The sequence below is a fragment of the Ruegeria sp. YTSA168 genome (genome assembly GCF_059610045.1).
Map to the genome: position 1 here is coordinate 377639 of NZ_JBXWMW010000003.1, position 17587 is coordinate 395225.

The 17587-nt window shown below is 58.3% G+C and carries 13 protein-coding genes; 4 read left to right on the forward strand and 9 right to left on the reverse strand.

From position 1 onward, the window contains the following. Positions 1-2 precede the first annotated feature (2 nt). The 4 genes from AC2FFE_RS08540 to yajC are packed head-to-tail and all read right to left on the reverse strand — an operon-like array spanning position 3 to position 3694. Positions 3-749 carry a TSUP family transporter gene (locus tag AC2FFE_RS08540; RefSeq protein ID WP_496846399.1) on the reverse strand — a complete coding sequence of 249 codons (747 nt, stop codon included), beginning with the start codon at positions 747-749 and terminating at the stop codon, positions 3-5. After that, the gene (gene secF, locus AC2FFE_RS08545; RefSeq protein ID WP_496846400.1) at positions 742-1710 is read right to left on the reverse strand and encodes a protein translocase subunit SecF; all 969 of its coding nucleotides are present in this window, start codon (positions 1708-1710) and stop codon (positions 742-744) included. Before secF ends, AC2FFE_RS08540 begins: the two co-directional genes overlap by 8 nt. 1 nt (position 1711) lies before the next feature. Next, on the reverse strand, positions 1712-3373 hold the full coding sequence (secD, locus tag AC2FFE_RS08550) for a protein translocase subunit SecD (protein ID WP_496846401.1): 1662 nt from the start codon (positions 3371-3373) through the stop codon (positions 1712-1714). Positions 3374-3406: 33 nt separating this feature from the next. After that, the gene (yajC, locus tag AC2FFE_RS08555; RefSeq protein ID WP_170449793.1) at positions 3407-3694 is read right to left on the reverse strand and encodes a preprotein translocase subunit YajC; all 288 of its coding nucleotides are present in this window, start codon (positions 3692-3694) and stop codon (positions 3407-3409) included. Positions 3695-3894: 200 nt separating this feature from the next. Here yajC and AC2FFE_RS08560 point away from each other — a divergent pair, with 200 nt between their 5' ends. Together AC2FFE_RS08560 and serS are read left to right on the forward strand one after the other, a co-directional pair. Continuing rightward, positions 3895-5556, forward strand: coding sequence for a mechanosensitive ion channel family protein (locus AC2FFE_RS08560; RefSeq protein ID WP_496817386.1), 1662 nt, complete (start codon positions 3895-3897; stop codon positions 5554-5556). 86 nt (positions 5557-5642) lie between these two features. Next, positions 5643-6935, forward strand: coding sequence for a serine--tRNA ligase (gene serS / locus AC2FFE_RS08565; protein WP_496846402.1), 1293 nt, complete (start codon positions 5643-5645; stop codon positions 6933-6935). Positions 6936-6988: 53 nt separating this feature from the next. Here serS and AC2FFE_RS08570 read toward each other — a convergent pair whose 3' ends face one another. The 5 genes from AC2FFE_RS08570 to AC2FFE_RS08590 all read right to left on the reverse strand — a co-directional run bounded on the left by AC2FFE_RS08570 (position 6989) and on the right by AC2FFE_RS08590 (position 12358). Continuing rightward, entirely contained in the window at positions 6989-7576 is a 588-nt protein-coding gene (locus AC2FFE_RS08570; protein WP_496846403.1) for a helix-hairpin-helix domain-containing protein, read from the reverse strand. An 86-nt stretch (positions 7577-7662) separates the two neighbouring features. Further along, entirely contained in the window at positions 7663-8649 is a 987-nt protein-coding gene (locus tag AC2FFE_RS08575; protein ID WP_496817383.1) for a fatty acid desaturase, read from the reverse strand. Positions 8650-8812: 163 nt separating this feature from the next. Next, the gene (gene der, locus AC2FFE_RS08580) at positions 8813-10276 is read right to left on the reverse strand and encodes a ribosome biogenesis GTPase Der (RefSeq protein WP_496817382.1); all 1464 of its coding nucleotides are present in this window, start codon (positions 10274-10276) and stop codon (positions 8813-8815) included. Between the two features lie 48 nt (positions 10277-10324). Then, positions 10325-11647: a PQQ-like beta-propeller repeat protein gene (locus AC2FFE_RS08585; RefSeq protein ID WP_496846404.1), complete on the reverse strand. Its 1323-nt coding sequence runs from the start codon at positions 11645-11647 to the stop codon at positions 10325-10327. A gap of 39 nt (positions 11648-11686) precedes the next feature. Beyond that, complete coding sequence (locus AC2FFE_RS08590) at positions 11687-12358, reverse strand: hypothetical protein (RefSeq protein WP_496846405.1); 672 nt, start codon at positions 12356-12358, stop codon at positions 11687-11689. A 226-nt stretch (positions 12359-12584) separates the two neighbouring features. Between AC2FFE_RS08590 and AC2FFE_RS08595 the strand changes: the two genes are divergently transcribed. Together AC2FFE_RS08595 and AC2FFE_RS08600 are read left to right on the forward strand one after the other, a co-directional pair. Further along, positions 12585-13814 carry an efflux RND transporter periplasmic adaptor subunit gene (locus AC2FFE_RS08595; protein WP_496846406.1) on the forward strand — a complete coding sequence of 410 codons (1230 nt, stop codon included), beginning with the start codon at positions 12585-12587 and terminating at the stop codon, positions 13812-13814. Continuing rightward, the gene (locus tag AC2FFE_RS08600) at positions 13811-17578 is read left to right on the forward strand and encodes an efflux RND transporter permease subunit (protein WP_496846407.1); all 3768 of its coding nucleotides are present in this window, start codon (positions 13811-13813) and stop codon (positions 17576-17578) included. The genes AC2FFE_RS08595 and AC2FFE_RS08600 overlap by 4 nt, the downstream gene beginning before the upstream one ends. Positions 17579-17587 lie beyond the last annotated feature (9 nt).

Here is a 17587-nt window from a genome sequence, read left to right on the forward strand (position 1 = left end):
CTTTACCCCCAAAGCGGCAGGCCGGACAAGGCGGCAAAGGCAATCGCAAGATAGGCCGCGTTGCGGTACAGGCGCTCTCGCCCGGGTCGGAACAGCCAGCCGCCCAGCCAATTGCCCAGCAGATTGGGTATGGCGAGAGCAAGCCCAAGGCCAGCGGTTGCATAGGTGACTTGCCCCATAGCCGTTAAAAAACCCAGCAGCAGGAAATCAAAGGCAAGGAGGAACAACAAGATTGTTGCCCGGATCACCTCAACCGGCAGCGGGCGTGACATATAAAACAGAATCACAGCAGGCCCCGGCAAGCCTGCAACGCCCCCCAGGAACCCAGCTGTGGCACCGATCGCGCTGACCATCATGCGGCTGATGCGACCGTGATAGCGCAGACCCAGGATCAAGATCGCCAGCATGGCCAGCGCAAGGCCGCTGACGGCATAGCGGAACACATCTGGGTCAACTTGGGTGAGCACCCATAGGCCGACAGGCAAGACTAAGGCGCAGCTTACTACGAGGCGCCTCAGGTCGGCCTGATTCACGGACCTCCAGGCCCGACGCAGGTTGGGCAGCGGGCCGAAGATATCCATGATCGTCAAACCGATCAGGGCACCAAACGGACCCAGATGCGGTGTTACGAGGGGAAGGAAGATGAGCGCAGTTCCAAAACCCGAAAACCCGCGCACTACACCGCTGAGACCTGCGGCAAAGACAATGATGGCCAGCCCCTGAGGGGACTGGCCGAACAGCTCAGGCATCCACGTTGGCAAACTGGTTGCCCGCGTTGTTTGACGGTTTGGACCAATCGCGCTTGACCCCCAGCCACAACAGGATGGTCGAAGCGACGAAGACCGAGGAATAGGTTCCCACGATCACGCCCCAGATCATTGCGAAAACAAAGCCGCGGATCACGTCACCGCCCAATACATAGAGCGAGATCAGCGCCAGCAGGGTCGTGACCGAGGTCATCACCGTCCGGCTAAGCGTTTCGTTGATCGAGATGTTCAGAACCTCTTTGAGGTCTTTCTTTTTGTACTTACGCAGATTCTCGCGCACCCGGTCGAATACAACCACTGTGTCGTTTAGTGAGTAACCGACGATGGTCAGCAGTGCTGCGATGATGGCCAGATCAAAGCGGATTTGCAGTTCCGAGAAGATGCCGATGGTCAGGATCACATCGTGCACGAGGGCCGCAACCGCCCCCAGTGCGAACTGCCATTCAAAGCGCAACCAGATGTAGACCAGCACCGCCCCGATGGCCAATGCCACGGCGATGATCGCCGTTTGGATCAATTCGCCAGACACTTTCGGGCCGACCGATTCGACTGAGACAAACTGAATATCCGGGATCACGGTTTGTAACGCCTCTTCGACGGCGGTGATTGTCGCAGCTTCGACCGCTTCGGCATCGGCCTGCGCCTGGATGCGGATCATTGCGACGTTTTCGTCCGGGCCAAAGGTCGGGTCAAAAATCTCGGTGATCGTCACATCGCCAAGCCCCAAGGGCGCGATGGCATCACGATAGGCGCCCACGTCAATTTCAACCGCACTTTGGGTTCGAATGGTCGTGCCACCGCGGAAGTCGATACCAAAGTTCAGCCCCTGCAACAAGAAGGAGGTGAAGGCGATGACCATCATCAGGCCCGAGATGCCCAGCCAAAGTTTCCAGCGGCTGAAGAAATCGAACGAGGTGTTCTGGGGTACGAGTTTCAGTCTCATGTCAAACCTCGATCATTTTCGGGCGGCGGCGTTCGAACCACATGACAACCAGTAGGCGCGTTACGAAGATCGCCGTGAAGACTGAGGTCAGAATGCCCAGCCCCAGTGTGATCGCAAATCCGCGGACCGGCCCGCTGCCCATGGCAAACAGGATCACTGCGGTGATGAAGGTGGTAACATTGGCGTCCACAATGGCGGACAGCGCCTTTTCATAGCCCAGCTCGATAGCGCGTGCTGGGCCTTTGGCGGATTTCAATTCTTCTCGGATTCGTTCAAAGATCAGCACGTTGGCGTCTACCGCCATACCCACCGTCAGAACGATGCCCGCAATACCCGGCAGGGTTAGCGTGGCTCCGATCAGGGACAGAAGGCCGAACAGAAGGCCTACGTTGATGATCAGCGCGATGTTGGCGAAGAGACCAAACAATCCGTAGCTGAGCGCCATGAAGGCCAGCACTGCCACAAAGGCCACAATGGTTGCGACCTTACCCGCATCAATACTGTCTTGGCCCAGCTCGGGACCGATTGTGCGTTCTTCCAGAAAGACCAACTCGGCCGGCAGGGCACCTGCGCGCAGCAAGATCGCTAGGTTGGTGCTTTCCTCAACGGTGAAATTGCCGGTGATAATCCCGGACCCACCCGGGATGTGGCTTTGGATGACAGGGGCCGAGATGACCTCATCATCCAGCACAATCGCAAAAGGCGCGCCGATATTGTCGCGCGTGTAGTCACCAAACTTGCGGGCACCTGAAGTGTTAAACCGGAAACTGACGGCGGGACGACCGTTCTGGTCGAACGCCGGTTGTGCATCCACCAGTTCCTCACCTGTCACGACTGGTGCGGATTCGATGATGTAGTAGATGCCGTTTTCATCAATCGATGGCACCACCTCTTGACCGATGCCAGCGACAGCATCGGGATCGGTGCCACGATTGATCACGGGGTTAAAGGTCAGCTGCGCCGTGGTTCCTATGATATCCTTCAGCTCTCCGGCGCTGCCGATCCCCGGCACCTGGATCAGGATACGATCCGAACCCTGACGTTGAATGGTCGGTTCACGGGTGCCGACCTCATCAATCCGGCGGCGCACGATCTCAAGCGATTGGCGCACGGTGCGGTCGTCCGAGGCCAGTTTTTCAGCCTCAGACAGCTGCACGATGATCGTGTCCCCATCGGCGCGGGCCTCGATATCCGTGGCACCTACTCCGGTCAGGGTTTGCACCTGGCGGGCCAATCCCCGAACAACCTCCAGCGCGCGGGGCATGCCTTCGGGCTGGCTGATGCGTACACGAATCTCTCCGGGCGCTGCATCCTGTCTGCGGATCGTGCCAACAGTGGCCCGTTCATCCCGCAGCACATCGCGGATTTCAGGCCACATCGCTTCCATCCGCGCCTCGTAAACATCTTCGACCTTCACTTCGGCCAGCAGATGCGCGCCACCCCGAAGATCAAGGCCCAGATTGACCAGCGACGACGGCAGCCAGTTTGGCCATAGCGCGGCATCAGCCTGGTTGTCTGGCGTATCCGCACCCAGTTCGATGGCGGCTTTGGCGTCGTTCGAAAGCTCGACCCGCGTGTAGAACGCATTCGGCAGGGCCAAGAGCAGGCCGGTCACGCAGACCAGCCCGATCAGAACCCGCTTCCAGGTATCAATTTGCAGCATAACCCTGCCTTTTCAAGGGGTTGTCAGGCGAATTTATTTCGCAGGTTCAGTCTTGTTCAGAACTTGAGCGATGGTCGACTTGACCACGCGAACCTTGACGCCCTCGGCGATCTCGACCTCGATCTCGTTCTCGCCTTCCTTGACCTTCGACACTTTGCCAATCAGACCGCCCTGAGTGACAACCTGATCACCGCGACGCACCGCTTCGACCATGGCCTGATGTTCTTTCATCTTCTTTTGCTGCGGACGGATCAACAGAAAATACATGATCGCGAAGATCAGGATCAGCGGGAGAAACTGGGCGATTGCGCCACCTTCCATGGGATATTCCTTTGCTTTGTGCTGCGGTACCGTTCCGCAAATTTGGCGGGAACCTATGCGCTGATATGCCTGTTTGCAAGCAAAGGCGGCGGTGTGACCCACCTGCACTGCCTTTGCCGCCCCAAAGACGGAACAGAGCGTTGCAGATATGCCCTAGGAACACGAGGTATCTTGGGTATAGTTGGCCCTAGGGGGGCGTGATGAGATTTCTCTACAAATACTTGCAGCTACTGAAGCTTTTGCTATCCACGCTGCTGCTGATCACCATTCTATCCACCGCAGGACAGGCGCAGGACGCCCCCGCTGAACCGTCGGAGACTGATGCGGATAGCTCTGAAGTGTTCAAGGCGCCTGTGGTCATCGACGGCGATCCGCTTTTCTTCCTGCGCGGCTCCTCTGCCCTGCCCGCCAATGAACGGGCTGAGCGGGTCCAGAACAGGATCATTGAAATCGCTGAATCATCAGAAAGCCTGAATGTCGAGATCACCTATCGGGACAGCGAGCTCGGAACTGAGATTCTTGCAGATGGCGTTATTGTGTCCGTGGCAACCGAAGCGGATGCTGAACTGGACCAGATGGAGATCGATATTATCAGCGTGTTGCAGGGAGATGCGATCCGCGAAGCAATCGTCACCTATCGCGCCAGCCGAAGCGATGAGGCCCGCGTTTCGGGCGCAATCGAGGCGGCGGGATGGACCTTTGGGTTTGTCGTCTTCATTGTGTTTATCCTTTGGCTGCACCGCCGGATCAGGCGGCGTACGCTGGAGATCGTACAAGGCTATTTGAAAGACGTCGAAACCGTGACGGCCAAAAGCGTACAGGCCGAAGCGATTGCCGCCCTGATCCGCTATGGTCTGAACTTTATCCTGCTGGTCCTCTTCTTTCTGGGTTTTTACTATTACCTGTCCTTCGTGCTGCTGTCGTTTGCCGAGACACGGTACTTTGCCCAATTGCTGCTGACCTACCTGACCGAGCCGGTCCTGCTGATCTTCCGGGGCATCGTCAGCTACATTCCCAACCTTATCATGCTGGCGCTGATCACATGGATCACGCTTTATATCATCCGGGGGATGCGGGTGTTTTTCGACGCGGTCGAGGCCGGTTCTTTTGAGATGAAAGACTTCGAAAGGCACTGGATCAATCCAACCTTCAACATCGCCCGTGTTGTCATCGTGCTGATCGCGCTGGTCTTTGCGGTGCCCTATATTCCTGGCTCGGATTCGGCAGCCTTTCAAGGGCTGACCATCCTGGTGGGGGCCATGCTGTCGTTGGGCGCGAATTCGGTCGTGTCGAACATGCTGGCCGGGCTGTTTGTGATCTATCGCCGCTCCACATCGATCGGGGACCGTATTCAGATCGGTGATCACATTGGCGACGTGGTTCAGATCAAGCTGATGGAAACCCATCTGAAATCCATTAAGAACGAATTGATCTCGATCCCCAATTCCCAGCTGATGAATTCGGATGTGGTGAATTTTTCCAAGAAGACCGATGGCAGCGGCCTGTTGCTGCATACAACGGTTGGCATCGGATACGAGGAGCCGCCCGAAAAGATCGAGGCGATGCTGATCGAAGCCGCGCATCGCACCAAGAGCATCAAAACAAAGCCAGAGCCTTTTGTGTTGTGGACCGCGCTGGCTGACTATGCGATCAACTATCAGATCAATGGATATACCACGCGCGGCAGCATCATTCCGAAGATCAAATCTGATCTGCACCGTAACATCGTGGCTGTGTTCAACGAGAACAACGTCCAGATCATGACACCGTCGTACATCGCCGATCCGCCAGAACCCAAAATTCCGACCGAAGGGTGGGACGGGCATCTGGCGCATGAAGAAGATGGGGATGAAAAGACTTAGGCGGAAATCGCTTAACCGGTGCTACACCCTTGCCGCCATATGGTGCATAAGCGGCGTTAGTGATTCACGCAGTAAGGATCTGAACCATGCACGACATCCGCGCCATTCGCGAAAACCCTGCCGCTTTCGACGCCGCCCTTGCGCGCCGTGGGGACGCGCCGGTGTCGTCAGATCTGCTGCGGCTGGATGAAAGTCGCCGCGCCAAGATTCTGGCCGCAGAGACAGCTCAGGCCGAACAGAACAAGGCCAGCAAAGAGGTCGGCGCCGCCAAGGGCCGCGGGGATGAGGCTGAATTCGAACGCCTGCGCGCGCTTGTGGCTCAGAAAAAGGCCGAAATCGCCCAGATGCAGAACGAGGCCAAGGATCTTGACGCCCTGCTGACCGACCAACTGGCCCGCATTGCCAATCTGCCCGCTGACGACGTACCGCAGGGCGCAGATGAGGATGACAATGTCGAAGTGAACCGCTGGGGAAACCCGCGCAACTTCGAGTTTGACCCGAAAGAGCACTATGACATCCCCGCCGTTGCCGCCGCGATGGATTTTGAAACCGCCGCCAAAACCAGCGGCAGCCGCTTTGTAAACCTGTCCAAAGGCGTGGCGCGCATTCACCGGGCACTGGCCCAGTTCATGCTGGACACCCATATCGACCAGAATGGGCTGACCGAAATGCAAACCCCCGTTTTGGTGCGGGATGAGGCGATGTATGGCACCGACAAGCTGCCGAAATTCGGTGACGACAGCTATCAAACCACCAATGGCTGGTGGCTGATCCCCACCTCTGAAGTAACGCTGACCTATTCGGTGGCCGGTGACATTCTGGACGAATCCGCCCTGCCCATCCGCATGACCGCCCACACCGCCTGTTTCCGGTCCGAGGCCGGCAGCGCCGGTAAGGACACCGCCGGTATGCTGCGCCAGCACCAGTTCGAAAAAGTCGAAATGGTCTCGATTACCCATCCGGACAAATCGGATGAGGAACAAAAACGCATGCTGCGCTGTGCCGAGGATCTGCTGGAACAGCTGGGCATCCCCTATCGCACCGTCGTTCTGTGCACTGGCGACATGGGTTTTGGCGCGCGGCGCACTTTTGATATCGAAGCGTGGTTGCCAGGTCAGAACACCTATCGCGAAATCAGCTCGGTCTCGACCACCGGGGATTTCCAGGCCCGCCGCATGAACGCCCGTTTCCGCCCCGATGGGGGCGGCAAGCCGGAATATGTGCACAGCTTGAATGGCTCTGGGCTGGCTGTGGGCCGCTGCCTGATCGCCGTACTTGAAAACGGTCAGAACGAAGATGGCAGCGTCACCTTGCCAAAGGTTCTAAGCCCCTATCTGGGCGGTAAGCTGACGCTTCAAACCGACGGGACACTGGTATAAAAAACCGGCGCTTCGCTAAGCGCCGGTCTTTCAGACAAATGGGCGAAGAGGGTTCACTTCTTCGCCTTTTTCTTATCTTTTTTCTTATCTTCCTTCTTGCTGTCTTTCTTGCCAGCGTCTTTCTTTTTATCGTCCTTTTTGGACTTCTTGTCCTTCTTGGACTTGGCCTTCACCTTGTCCTTGGCTTTCGAAAACGCGGCCTCCATCTCGGCGCGTTTCTTGGCAGCCTTCTCAGCCTTTGCTTTTGCTTTGGCCTTTTTCTTTGCCTTCGCCTCGACAGCTTCTGCAGCGGCTTTTTCCTCGGCGGCTTTCTTCGCGGCCTCTTCCGCACGTTTTTCGGCGGCAGCGGCAGCGACTGTTTTGCGCGCAGCGGTCTTTGGGGTCGCAGGTTTGCGGGCTGCCGGTTTGCGTGTCGTAGCACGCCGCGTTGCCGGAGCGCGTTTCGCGGTGGCGGGTTTCGCGGCGATTGCTTCTTTGGCGGCAGCGATCAGAACAGCCGCGCGCGCCAGGCCAATTCTGGGGACCTTGACCAGATCTTCGGGCTTGGCCTTTGCCATGGCTTCGGCTGTCTTAAAGCCATTGGCTGCCAAGGCTGTGGCGAGCACGTCTCCCACACCTTTTACGTTGGTCACTGCGGTCATTATAGGTCCTTTCTCTCATTCCCTGCACATACGTATATACACCAGATATACAACTCTTCAAGTCACGAGGCCCACCTGCTGCGATCTCAACTGCTATGGGCCAGATTGGCCGTGTGCCCTTTCTTTGGAAAAGGCACGAGACGCTTTGCATCTTCGTCCCAAAGTTTCAGGTTCAACGCCGCCACCGCCTCGGGGAACTTGATCCGGCGCGGGGTGTATTCGGGCGGCAGATTATAGTGGCAGGCGCGCAACCGATATGACGGGATCCGGGCATTGAAATGGTGGATATCATGCAAGGTGATACAGGCCACAGCATTGTCGAACCACCATCCAAAGTCCAAAGCAGAAGATCCCTGTAGCGCCGCGATTTTAGGATCGAGATCAGGCCGCCGATCCCAATAGGTGTCTTCGAAATTGTGCTGAAGATAGACAAGGAACACACCCAGCATTCCGCCGATAAACGAAAACACAAGCCAGATCAGAATGCCCGTTGTGCCTGCGATCAGCCAGAGTAAACCCAGAAACACGATGATCGACAGGTTATGCAAAAGAACACCCGTTACGCCGAACCGCACAGTGTTCTTGGGCCAGCGATAGCGGATGAAGTAGGTGAACAACGCCCCGACCGGCACAAGGATGAACGGGTTGCGATACAGGCGATAAAACAGGCGTTTCTTCCAGTCTGCTTCAGACCACTCCCGCAGGGTCATCGTGTGGATTTCTCCGGTTTCACGGTGTTCCAGATTGCCGATCCCCGAGTGATGCAGATTGTGGTTCTGCTTCATCACCTCGAACGGGGCGAAGGTGAACGGAGACAACCCATGTCCCGCCCATTCATTCTGTTGCCGTGTCTCAAACAGTGAATGATGTCCGCAATCATGTTGCAACACGTACAGACGCACGGCTGAGAAGGCAAAAACGATCCCCGCCGGGACCATGATATACCAGCGATCCACAAAGCCGATCGCCAGAGCCAGCGATGCAAAGTACACCGCAAAAGTTCCGAAATAGCTTAACGCTGCCAGCCTATTATCCTGAACGGCGTATTGTCTTGTATATTCCCTCAGATCCATCCAACGCGCTCCCCACGAGGCCCGGTTAAATTTGAACCAAAAAATAGGCGCGACTTGCACATGCACAAGCCACGCGCATGAAACATATGCGCGCAGTAGAATGCTAGCGCGGGGAAAAGGCGCTGTCACGCCCTCAGGCTAAAAACACTGAAAATTGGCGCAGTTACGCCTTGCCCTTGAGATGTTTGGCCAAAGCACCGGCGTTTTTCTTGCGCCGTCCCTTATATGGGTTCTTGTCGCCCTGCCCCCGCAGGGTCAGGCGGATCGGCGTGCCGGGCATATCAAAATCCTCGCGCAGGCCGTTCACCAGATAGCGGGTGTAGCTGGCGGGCATCTTGTCGGGATGTGAACACATCACCACAAATCCAGGCGGGCGGGTCTTGGCCTGGGTCATGTAACGCAGCTTGATCCGACGCCCCTGGGGCGCTGGTGGCGGGTGCTGTTCCAGCATCGCGGTCAGCCAGCGGTTCAGCGCCGCGGTGGGTACACGCCGGTTCCAGATGTCATGCGCACGCAGGATCGCGGCGCGCAAGCGCTCAAGCCCGCGACCCGTCTTTGCCGATACGGTGATCAACGGCGCACCGCGCAGTTGCGGCAGCAAACGCTCAAACGACTCCTTGAGGTCACGCAGTTTGTCCTGCTTGTCCTCTTCGATATCCCATTTGTTGACGGCAACCACCACGGCGCGCCCTTCACGCTCGGCCAGATCAGCGATGCGCAGGTCCTGCTGTTCAAAGGGAATCGCTGCGTCCAGAAGAACCACCACGACCTCGGCAAATTTGACCGCGCGCAGGCCATCCGAGACCGAGAGCTTTTCAAGCTTTTCCTGAACCTTGGCCTTTTTGCGCATCCCCGCCGTGTCGAAAATCCGCATAGGAGTGCTGTCGCCATCGGGATCGGCCCAGTCAATCCGCAAGCTGATCGCGTCGCGGGTAATCCCGGCTTCGGGACCGGTCAGCAGGCGGTCTTCACCAATAATCTTATTGATCAGCGTGGATTTACCCGCATTCGGGCGACCTACCACGGCAACCTGCAAGGGCTTCGCCGCAGTGATCAGAGGTGTTTCGCCCTCTCCATCCTCATCAATTTCGATATCGGTTTCGGGCGCGTCATCCTCGGCCTTTTCCTCAGCCGCATCTGCCAAGGGCATCAGTTGAGCATAAAGGTCCGTCATCCCCTCGCCATGCTCTCCTGATAGGCGCACTGGCTCACCCAAGCCCAGATTGTATGCTTCCAACACACCCGCATCCGCCGCCGAACCTTCGGCCTTGTTGGCAGCCAAAATCACGTGTTTCGAGCGTTTGCGCAGGATCTCCGCAAACATCTCATCCGTCGGGGTCAACCCCGTACGCGCGTCGATCATGAACAGGCACACATCGGCCATATCCACCGCACGTTCGGTCAAACGGCGCATTCTGCCCTGAAGGCTGTCATCGGTCGCATCCTCAAGACCGGCCGTGTCGATCACGGTGAACCGCAGATCGCCCAGCCGCCCTTCGCCTTCGCGCAGGTCGCGCGTCACGCCGGGCTGATCGTCGACCAAGGCCAAACGCTTGCCCACAAGGCGGTTAAACAGGGTGGATTTGCCCACATTCGGGCGCCCCACGATGGCGAGGGTCAGTGACATGTTCTCAACTTTCAAGACTCAAGATGCGCCCTTTAGCGCATCTTTAGGTCAACGGAAAGCGTGTAGATAACCCTTGGTCGAAACGACATACAATGTCTGGTTGGCCACAACAGGCGTTGTTGTTGCGCCACCCGGCACCTCGACCTGATTAATCAGCGATCCGTCAACCGGATTGAAGAACCGCAGATAGCCATCATTGGAAGCCACCACAAGACGCCCACCGGCCAAAATCGGGCCATAGTGGGCCACAATCGGCCCGCGCCGTCCTGGGCGATCTTTCACAAAGCCCGGAAGGTCATGCGCCCAGATGACCGAACCGTCAGCAGCACTCAGGCGTACCAGCTGGCTGCGGTCACTGATCAGAAAGACGCTATTGCCCGCAGGCCAAACCGTATCGACCGCGCCTTCATCTGCTGTCCAATTCCGCTCGCCCGATGCGGCGTCAAACGCAACCGTGCGGCCCGAGTGATTTCCGATGTAGATCGTATCGCCGACCACCATGGGTGATCCCGTGACGTCCACGATCTGAGCAGCAGCCCGCCCCCGGCGCCCACCAGCAACCGAGGCGTTCCAACGGCGGATGCCACCGCGTCGGAAGGTGGCCGCGATGTCCCCTGATCCGAACGCAAACACCGAAAGGTCCGAGGCAATGACGGGCGCAGGCGCACCCAGGACATTGCCGACGCTCGGGGTGCCTTCGATCTGCCAGGCGATACGCCCATCCTTGGTTGAGATGGTCCAGCCGGTTTCGTCGCCTGCGACCAGATATAACAGCCCATCCGACACCAAGGGCGATCCACTGCCTGTAGCGTTCAGGCGATTCTGCCAGCGAACGACGCCACTTTTGGCGTCCAACGCTGTCAGACGGCCAAAACCGGATGACACGTAAAGAACCCCATCCGCATAGGCCATGCCACCACCCGTGGCATCACCGTCTTTGTCGGTGGCAGGGATCAGATCCGCAGTCCAAGCGATCTGCCCCTGGGGCGTCACCGCCGAAACGGTACTGGCCGCATCAAGCGTATAGATCAGACCACCGGCGACAACGGGCTCGGCAGTGATGCGCTGCTTGCGCGAGTCGCCCGCGCCGATCGAAGTCGACCACACCCGTTGCGGGGTGGCGCGCAACGCGGCATGGGTTGTCCTGAAGGCAGGCGTACCGGGGCTTTGTGACCAGCTGCTGTTCGCGGTTTGCGCAGGCAGGCTGATGGGCTGTGACCCTTGCGTTTCCACAGTCTCGGTATCGGATGCAGGCCGAATGTCTTCGCGTGCGCCGGGCAGGATAATCTCGGGCTCCTGGCATGCAGCCAGCGTGGTCAGGGCAATCGCCGCAGCGGACAGCCCCATGCGGGAGAAAAAATTTGTTACCATATCAATCCGAACTCGCCTGTCCTTTGTCTTCCCGTCAGCTTAGCCCTGTTGTGCCACCAACGGGTCCGGATCGCCACCCAAAGCGGTGATCAATTGCGTGGCACGCTGCTGCATATCGATCCCGATCTCGGCATCCTGTCGCAGCGCTTGCAGACGATCCAGCGCCGCATCCACATTGCCTTCGGCAATGTCGATCAACGCCAATTGTTCTTCCGCCAGCAAACGCAGCGGTGCACCCGGAGCGGCCAACGCTTCAAACTGCAAACGCCGATCCGAAACTGGCATCGTATCTGTTTGCAGCAAAAGCGCCTTGAAGCTTGCAATGGCGCGATAGATTTCCGGCAGATCACCTTGCACTGCGATTGCATTCAGGCTGGATACTGCATCCGTCTCAGAACCGGCTTCGATCTGCGATGCGGACAGCAACATATTTAGAACCGCCTCGCCACCCGCAGATTGCGGCTCAATCCCCTGCAAACCAGCAGCCCGCGCGGCGGAATCATTCTCGGACAACGCCGAAAGAATCTCATCCCCAAGCAACTGCGCCCGGGCCGTCTCGCGCGCTTTGCGAACCTCGTTAAAGGCCGCGCCACCCACGATCAGAATGACAGCAACAACACCAACCCAGCCCCAGCGGCGCAACAGCAGGTACATCCGGTCGCGCCGGACCTCTTCTGTGACCTCATCGATGAAACTGTCAGTATCGCTCATCCCTGCCCCCGGGCTGTTCTATCTTGCATTCGTGCGCCATGTCATACCCCGCCACCACGGCCAAGCCAAGAGCCGGATTCTGCACGATCTTGCTGTAAGAGTCCGCCCTTGCGAAAAAAAGTGAACCGAACTATTCAGTTCAGCGTAGAAAATCCACATGCCACCCCCCATCTACAGGCATGAATGTCAGATATTTTCTGATGCGGAACTCTGGGAGTACCACTTTATGCGGTTGATTTCATTCATCAACGCCCTTCTGGTGATTGTTGCCTTGTATTTTCTGGTTTTCGAGCGCGACTCGTTGTTTGCATTTGCCGGGCGCGACGACGCGAATGCGCCTGCCGCTGAGGGTGAAAACCCCGACGGCACCGCCGCAGCCGACGACGCGGTGCGCGTGGTGGCCATACGCTCAAAAGCGCGCGAAATCGACAGCGCCGTTCTGCTGCGCGGCGAAACACAAGCGAACCGCCAGGTCGAAGTGCTGGCCGAAACCACATCGACCGTTGTGTCGGAACCCAAGCGGCGCGGCACCTTTGTCGAAAGCGGCGATCTGCTGTGCGAACTTGATCCTGGCAGCCGCCCTGCCAGCCTCGCCGAGGCCATGGCCCGGAAGCTGGAAGCGGAAAGCCGTGTGCCCGAATCCGAGGCGCGGCTGGAAGAGGCGCACGCCCTTGTTGCCGAAGCGCAAATCAACCTGACCGCGGCTCAGAAGTTGTCAGAAACCGGGTTCGGATCAGAGACCCGTCGTATTTCCAGCGAAGCTGCGATGAGTACCGCCGAAGCCGGTATCAAATCCGCCGAAGCGGGGTTAGAAGCCACCCGCGCGGGTATCGAGGCAGCCTCGGCAGTGGTCGAAGCCGCCGAGCGTGAGATCAAACGCCTGACCATCGAAGCCCCGTTCCAGGGCCTGCTGGAAAGCGACACCGCGGAACTGGGCAGCCTGATGCAGCCTGGCTCTCTTTGTGCCACGGTAATTCAGCTGGACCCGATCAAGCTGGTCGGGTTCGTGCCCGAGACCGAGGTCAACCGCGTGCAAGTTGGCGCCGAGGCCTCCGCGCAACTGGTGACAGGTCGACAGGTTGAAGGTCGTGTGACATTCCTCAGCCGCTCGGCGGACGAAACCACCCGCACCTTCGAGGTGGAAATCACAGTGCCCAACCCGGACCTGACCATCCGCGATGGCCAAACCGCCACGATTCGCATTGCCGCCGAAGGGGCCAAGGCGCATTTGCTGCCTCAGTCGGCCCTGACGCTGAATAACGAGGGTCAATTGGGCGTTCGGACGGTCGGAGCGGGGAATATTGTCGATTTTGCACCCATCCGCGTGCTGCGCGACACGGCCGAGGGCGTTTGGGTTGGCGGATTGGCAGAAACCGTTGATATTGTCGTTGTCGGACAGGAATTCGTGATCCGGGGCGTCACTGTTGCCCCAACCTATCAGGAAGTGTCGCAATGACAGGTGTTGTCGCATGGGCCGCTGATCGGGCCCGAATGGTTCTGGCCTTTATCGCCATTTCGCTGGTCATTGGTGGCTTTGCCTATGTGAATCTGCCGAAGGAAGGCGAGCCGGATATTGAGATCCCAGCCCTGTTTGTTTCGGTTTCTTTCCCGGGCATCTCCGCCGAAGACTCCGAGAACCTGTTGGTTAAACCGATGGAGACCGAGCTTGCGGATCTGGACGGTCTGAAAGAAATGACGGCCACGGCTGCCGAAGACTATGCGGGCGTTGCGCTCGAATTTGATTTCGGTTGGGACAAAACCGCGATCATGGCCGATGTACGCGATGCCATGAACAGCGCACAGGCCGAGTTCCCTGAAGGGGCCGAGCAATACTCGCTGTTCGAGATAAACTTTTCAGAATTCCCGATCGTCATCGTCAACCTGACCGGCGCGGTGCCGGAGCGCACGATGGCACGCGTTGCCAAAGACTTGCAGGATGATTTGGAAGCCCTGGATTCGGTGCTCGAGGCCGGGATCGCCGGAAATCGGGACGAACTGCTGGAAGTCATCATCGATCCCTTAAGACTTGAGGCCTACAACGTTACCGCGGCTGAGTTGATCAATGTTGTTCGAAACAACAACCAGCTAATCGCTGCGGGTGAAGTCGACACGGCGCAAGGCACATTCTCGGTCAAAATCCCGTCGTCATTCAAAACCGCACAAGACGTTTATGGCCTGCCGATCAAGGTCAATGGCGACCGGGTTGTCACCTTGGGCGAATTGGCCGAGATCAACTATACCTTTGAAGATCGCGAAGGAACGGCCCGTTTCGACAATGTGCCAACCGTCGCTTTGCAGGTGGTCAAACGCAAAGGGTTCAACCTGATCGACACCGTCGATCAGGTCAAAGCCACCGTGGCCGAGGCGCAAAGCAAATGGCCGCCTGAATTGCAAGCCGCGGTTGATGTGGGCACATCCAATGACCAAAGCCGCATTGTCGGCTCGATGGTCAGCCAATTGGAAGGCTCGGTTCTGACAGCGATTGCGCTGGTGATGATCGTCGTGCTGGCCTCGCTGGGTTCGCGCGCGGCCCTGCTGGTGGGCTTTGCGATCCCGACGTCGTTCCTGCTGTGTTTCGCATTCCTTGCGGTGATGGGCGTCAGTATTTCGAACATCGTGATGTTTGGCCTGATCCTGGCCGTGGGTATGCTGGTGGACGGCGCAATCGTGGTGGTCGAATTCGCGGACAAGCGCATCAAGGAAGGCGTTGGGCCGATGCATGCCTATGTGCAGGCGGCGCAACGCATGTTCTGGCCTATCGTCTCGTCAACCGCCACAACGCTTTGTGCCTTCCTGCCGATGCTGTTCTGGCCCGGCATTCCAGGTGAATTCATGGGGATGCTGCCGGTCACCCTGATCTTTGTTCTGTCAGCCTCGCTGATCGTCGCGCTGATCTACCTGCCGGTGATGGGCGGCGTGTCGGGACGGCTGAGCCGTATCTTCGACCGTTCGTCCAACTGGTTGCGCGCGCGTACGCCATGGTGGTTGCGTGCTGTCCTGGTTGCGCCGTCATTCTACCTTGTGTTCCTGGGGGCTATGCAGGTCCTGAACCCGGGATACCTGCTGCCGGTTGGTGGATCATTTGCCGGCGCCGTGCTGATGATCTTTGGCGCATTTGCCGGGTCAGTAACCTTGGGCGCGGCCAAGATCGAACGTACCCCCGACACCACCGTTCATACAGCGAAAGAACACACACCCTTTGGCTACGCGATTAAGTTCCTGGTCGGCAATCCGATCATGCCGATCGTCTCGATCGTCGCAGTAGGATTTGCTGTTATGATGGTTGTCTCGTATTTCGGCGAAAACAATCGCGGTGTTGAGTTCTTCGTCGAAAGCGAACCGGAACAGGCCACCGCCTTTGTGCGCGCGCGCGGGAACCTTTCGCTTGATGAAAAGGACGCCATGGTACTCGCTGCCGAACGGGTTATCTCTGCGCATCCGGCGGTCATCAACGTGTTCTCGTTCGCGGGGGAAGGTGGCCTGAACCAGAATACTGGCGGGGCCGACGCGCCGGCGGATACCATTGGTCGAGTTCAATTCGAGATCATCCCATGGGAAGATCGCCCCAATGTACACGAACCTATTCTGGGAGGCCTGTTTGACCGCCATTCCGTCGCCCCCGAATATGACGGCGACTTTGTTCTGGAAGAGCTGAACGCCCAACTGGCCGAGCTGCCGGGGTTTGTCGTCGAAATAGCGGCGCTCGAACAAGGCCCCGCCTCGGCCAAGCCCGTGCATCTGCGGATCAAGGGTGACAATTGGGACAGCTTAAACGCAGCTACCAACGCCGCACGCGCGCAGTTCGATACGACACCTGGCCTGATCAAGGTTGAAGACACGCTGCCCCTGCCCGGCATCGACTGGCAGATCGATGTGGACGTTGCCAAAGCGGGCCGCTTCGGTGCCGATGTGGCGACCGTTGGAGCGATGGTTCAGCTTGTCACACGTGGCATTCTGCTGGGTGAGATGCGCCCGGACAGCACGGATGAGGAGATCGAAATCCGCGTTCGCCTGCCCGAGGAAGACCGGGTCCTGTCCACACTGGATACATTGAAGGTTCGTACTCCTGACGGGTTGGTGCCCTTGTCGAACTTTGTCACGCGCCAACCAGTGCCCAAACTGGCAGAGATCAACCGCATTGATCAGGAACGTTACTATGACGTCAAAGCGGATGTTGAACCGGGGCTGAGCAAACTGTTTGTGGACAGCAATGACGGCACCGAACAGCGTCTGGCTGTGGTCCGCGCGCTTGAGGATGGTGCAGAGCCCACCGCATCAACCCTGACCATGCCGGATGGCAAGCGGTTCGATCTGGTGATGCTGACGGGTGCAGCTTCGGTTGACGAGCTGCGCACAGCCATCGACGATGGTGATGCGCGGACCAGCCTGATCAACCCGAACGAGCGGATCGCGGTTCTGACCGAGTGGCTGGACACCAGCCCGTTCGATCCCGCGATCAGCTGGGAATGGACCGGCGATCAGGAGGACCAGGCCGAATCCGGCGCCTTCCTGATGAACGCCTTCGCCGGTGCCTTGGGTCTGATGTTTGTGATCTTGCTGGCGCAGTTCAACAGCTTCTACAACTCGATCCTGGTTCTGCTGGCCGTGGTCCTGTCCACCACCGGGGTGCTGATCGGGATGCTGGTGATGGAGCAACCCTTCTCGATCATCATGACCGGCACCGGGATCGTGGCGCTGGCGGGGATTGTGGTGAACAACAACATTGTTCTGATCGATACCTATCAGGAATACAGCCGCTATATGCCGCGCATTGATGCAATTGTCCGCACGGCCGAGGCCCGGATTCGCCCGGTTCTGCTGACCACCTTGACCACGATGGCGGGCCTGACGCCGATGATGTTTGGCCTGTCTCTGGACTTCATCAATGGCGGCTACACAATCGACAGCCCAACCGCGCTGTGGTGGAAGCAGCTTGCCACCGCCGTGGTCTTCGGGTTGGGCATCGCAACTGTTCTGACACTGATCGTGACACCTTCGATGCTGGCACTGCGGGTGTGGTTTACCACCTACGCGATCTGGTTGGGCAGAGTGCTGGCACGTGTAACTGCGGGCCACTCCAGCCAGATTGCGCAGGATATGGCCATCGGACGCAGCGCGCGCGCCATGCAAGCAACCGAGCTTGTCTGGACAGATCCGCCCGCACCGGATCACGATACGCCAGAGGCACCGCCCGGTGCCCCGTTGAAAGCTGCGGAATAAGTCAAAGGG

Excerpts from the sequence above, each read along its gene's own strand:
- AC2FFE_RS08540 (WP_496846399.1), bottom strand. The coding sequence starts at position 749 with ATGCCTGAGCTGTTCGGCCAGTCCCCTCAGGGGCTGGCCATCATTGTC.
- secF (WP_496846400.1), bottom strand. The coding sequence starts at position 1,710 with ATGAGACTGAAACTCGTACCCCAGAACACCTCGTTCGATTTCTTCAGC.
- secD (WP_496846401.1), bottom strand. The coding sequence starts at position 3,373 with ATGCTGCAAATTGATACCTGGAAGCGGGTTCTGATCGGGCTGGTCTGC.
- yajC (WP_170449793.1), bottom strand. The coding sequence starts at position 3,694 with ATGGAAGGTGGCGCAATCGCCCAGTTTCTCCCGCTGATCCTGATCTTC.
- AC2FFE_RS08560 (WP_496817386.1), top strand. The coding sequence starts at position 3,895 with ATGAGATTTCTCTACAAATACTTGCAGCTACTGAAGCTTTTGCTATCC.
- serS (WP_496846402.1), top strand. The coding sequence starts at position 5,643 with ATGCACGACATCCGCGCCATTCGCGAAAACCCTGCCGCTTTCGACGCC.
- AC2FFE_RS08570 (WP_496846403.1), bottom strand. The coding sequence starts at position 7,576 with ATGACCGCAGTGACCAACGTAAAAGGTGTGGGAGACGTGCTCGCCACA.
- AC2FFE_RS08575 (WP_496817383.1), bottom strand. The coding sequence starts at position 8,649 with ATGGATCTGAGGGAATATACAAGACAATACGCCGTTCAGGATAATAGG.
- der (WP_496817382.1), bottom strand. The coding sequence starts at position 10,276 with ATGTCACTGACCCTCGCCATCGTGGGGCGCCCGAATGTGGGCAAATCC.
- AC2FFE_RS08585 (WP_496846404.1), bottom strand. The coding sequence starts at position 11,647 with ATGGTAACAAATTTTTTCTCCCGCATGGGGCTGTCCGCTGCGGCGATT.
- AC2FFE_RS08590 (WP_496846405.1), bottom strand. The coding sequence starts at position 12,358 with ATGAGCGATACTGACAGTTTCATCGATGAGGTCACAGAAGAGGTCCGG.
- AC2FFE_RS08595 (WP_496846406.1), top strand. The coding sequence starts at position 12,585 with ATGCGGTTGATTTCATTCATCAACGCCCTTCTGGTGATTGTTGCCTTG.
- AC2FFE_RS08600 (WP_496846407.1), top strand. The coding sequence starts at position 13,811 with ATGACAGGTGTTGTCGCATGGGCCGCTGATCGGGCCCGAATGGTTCTG.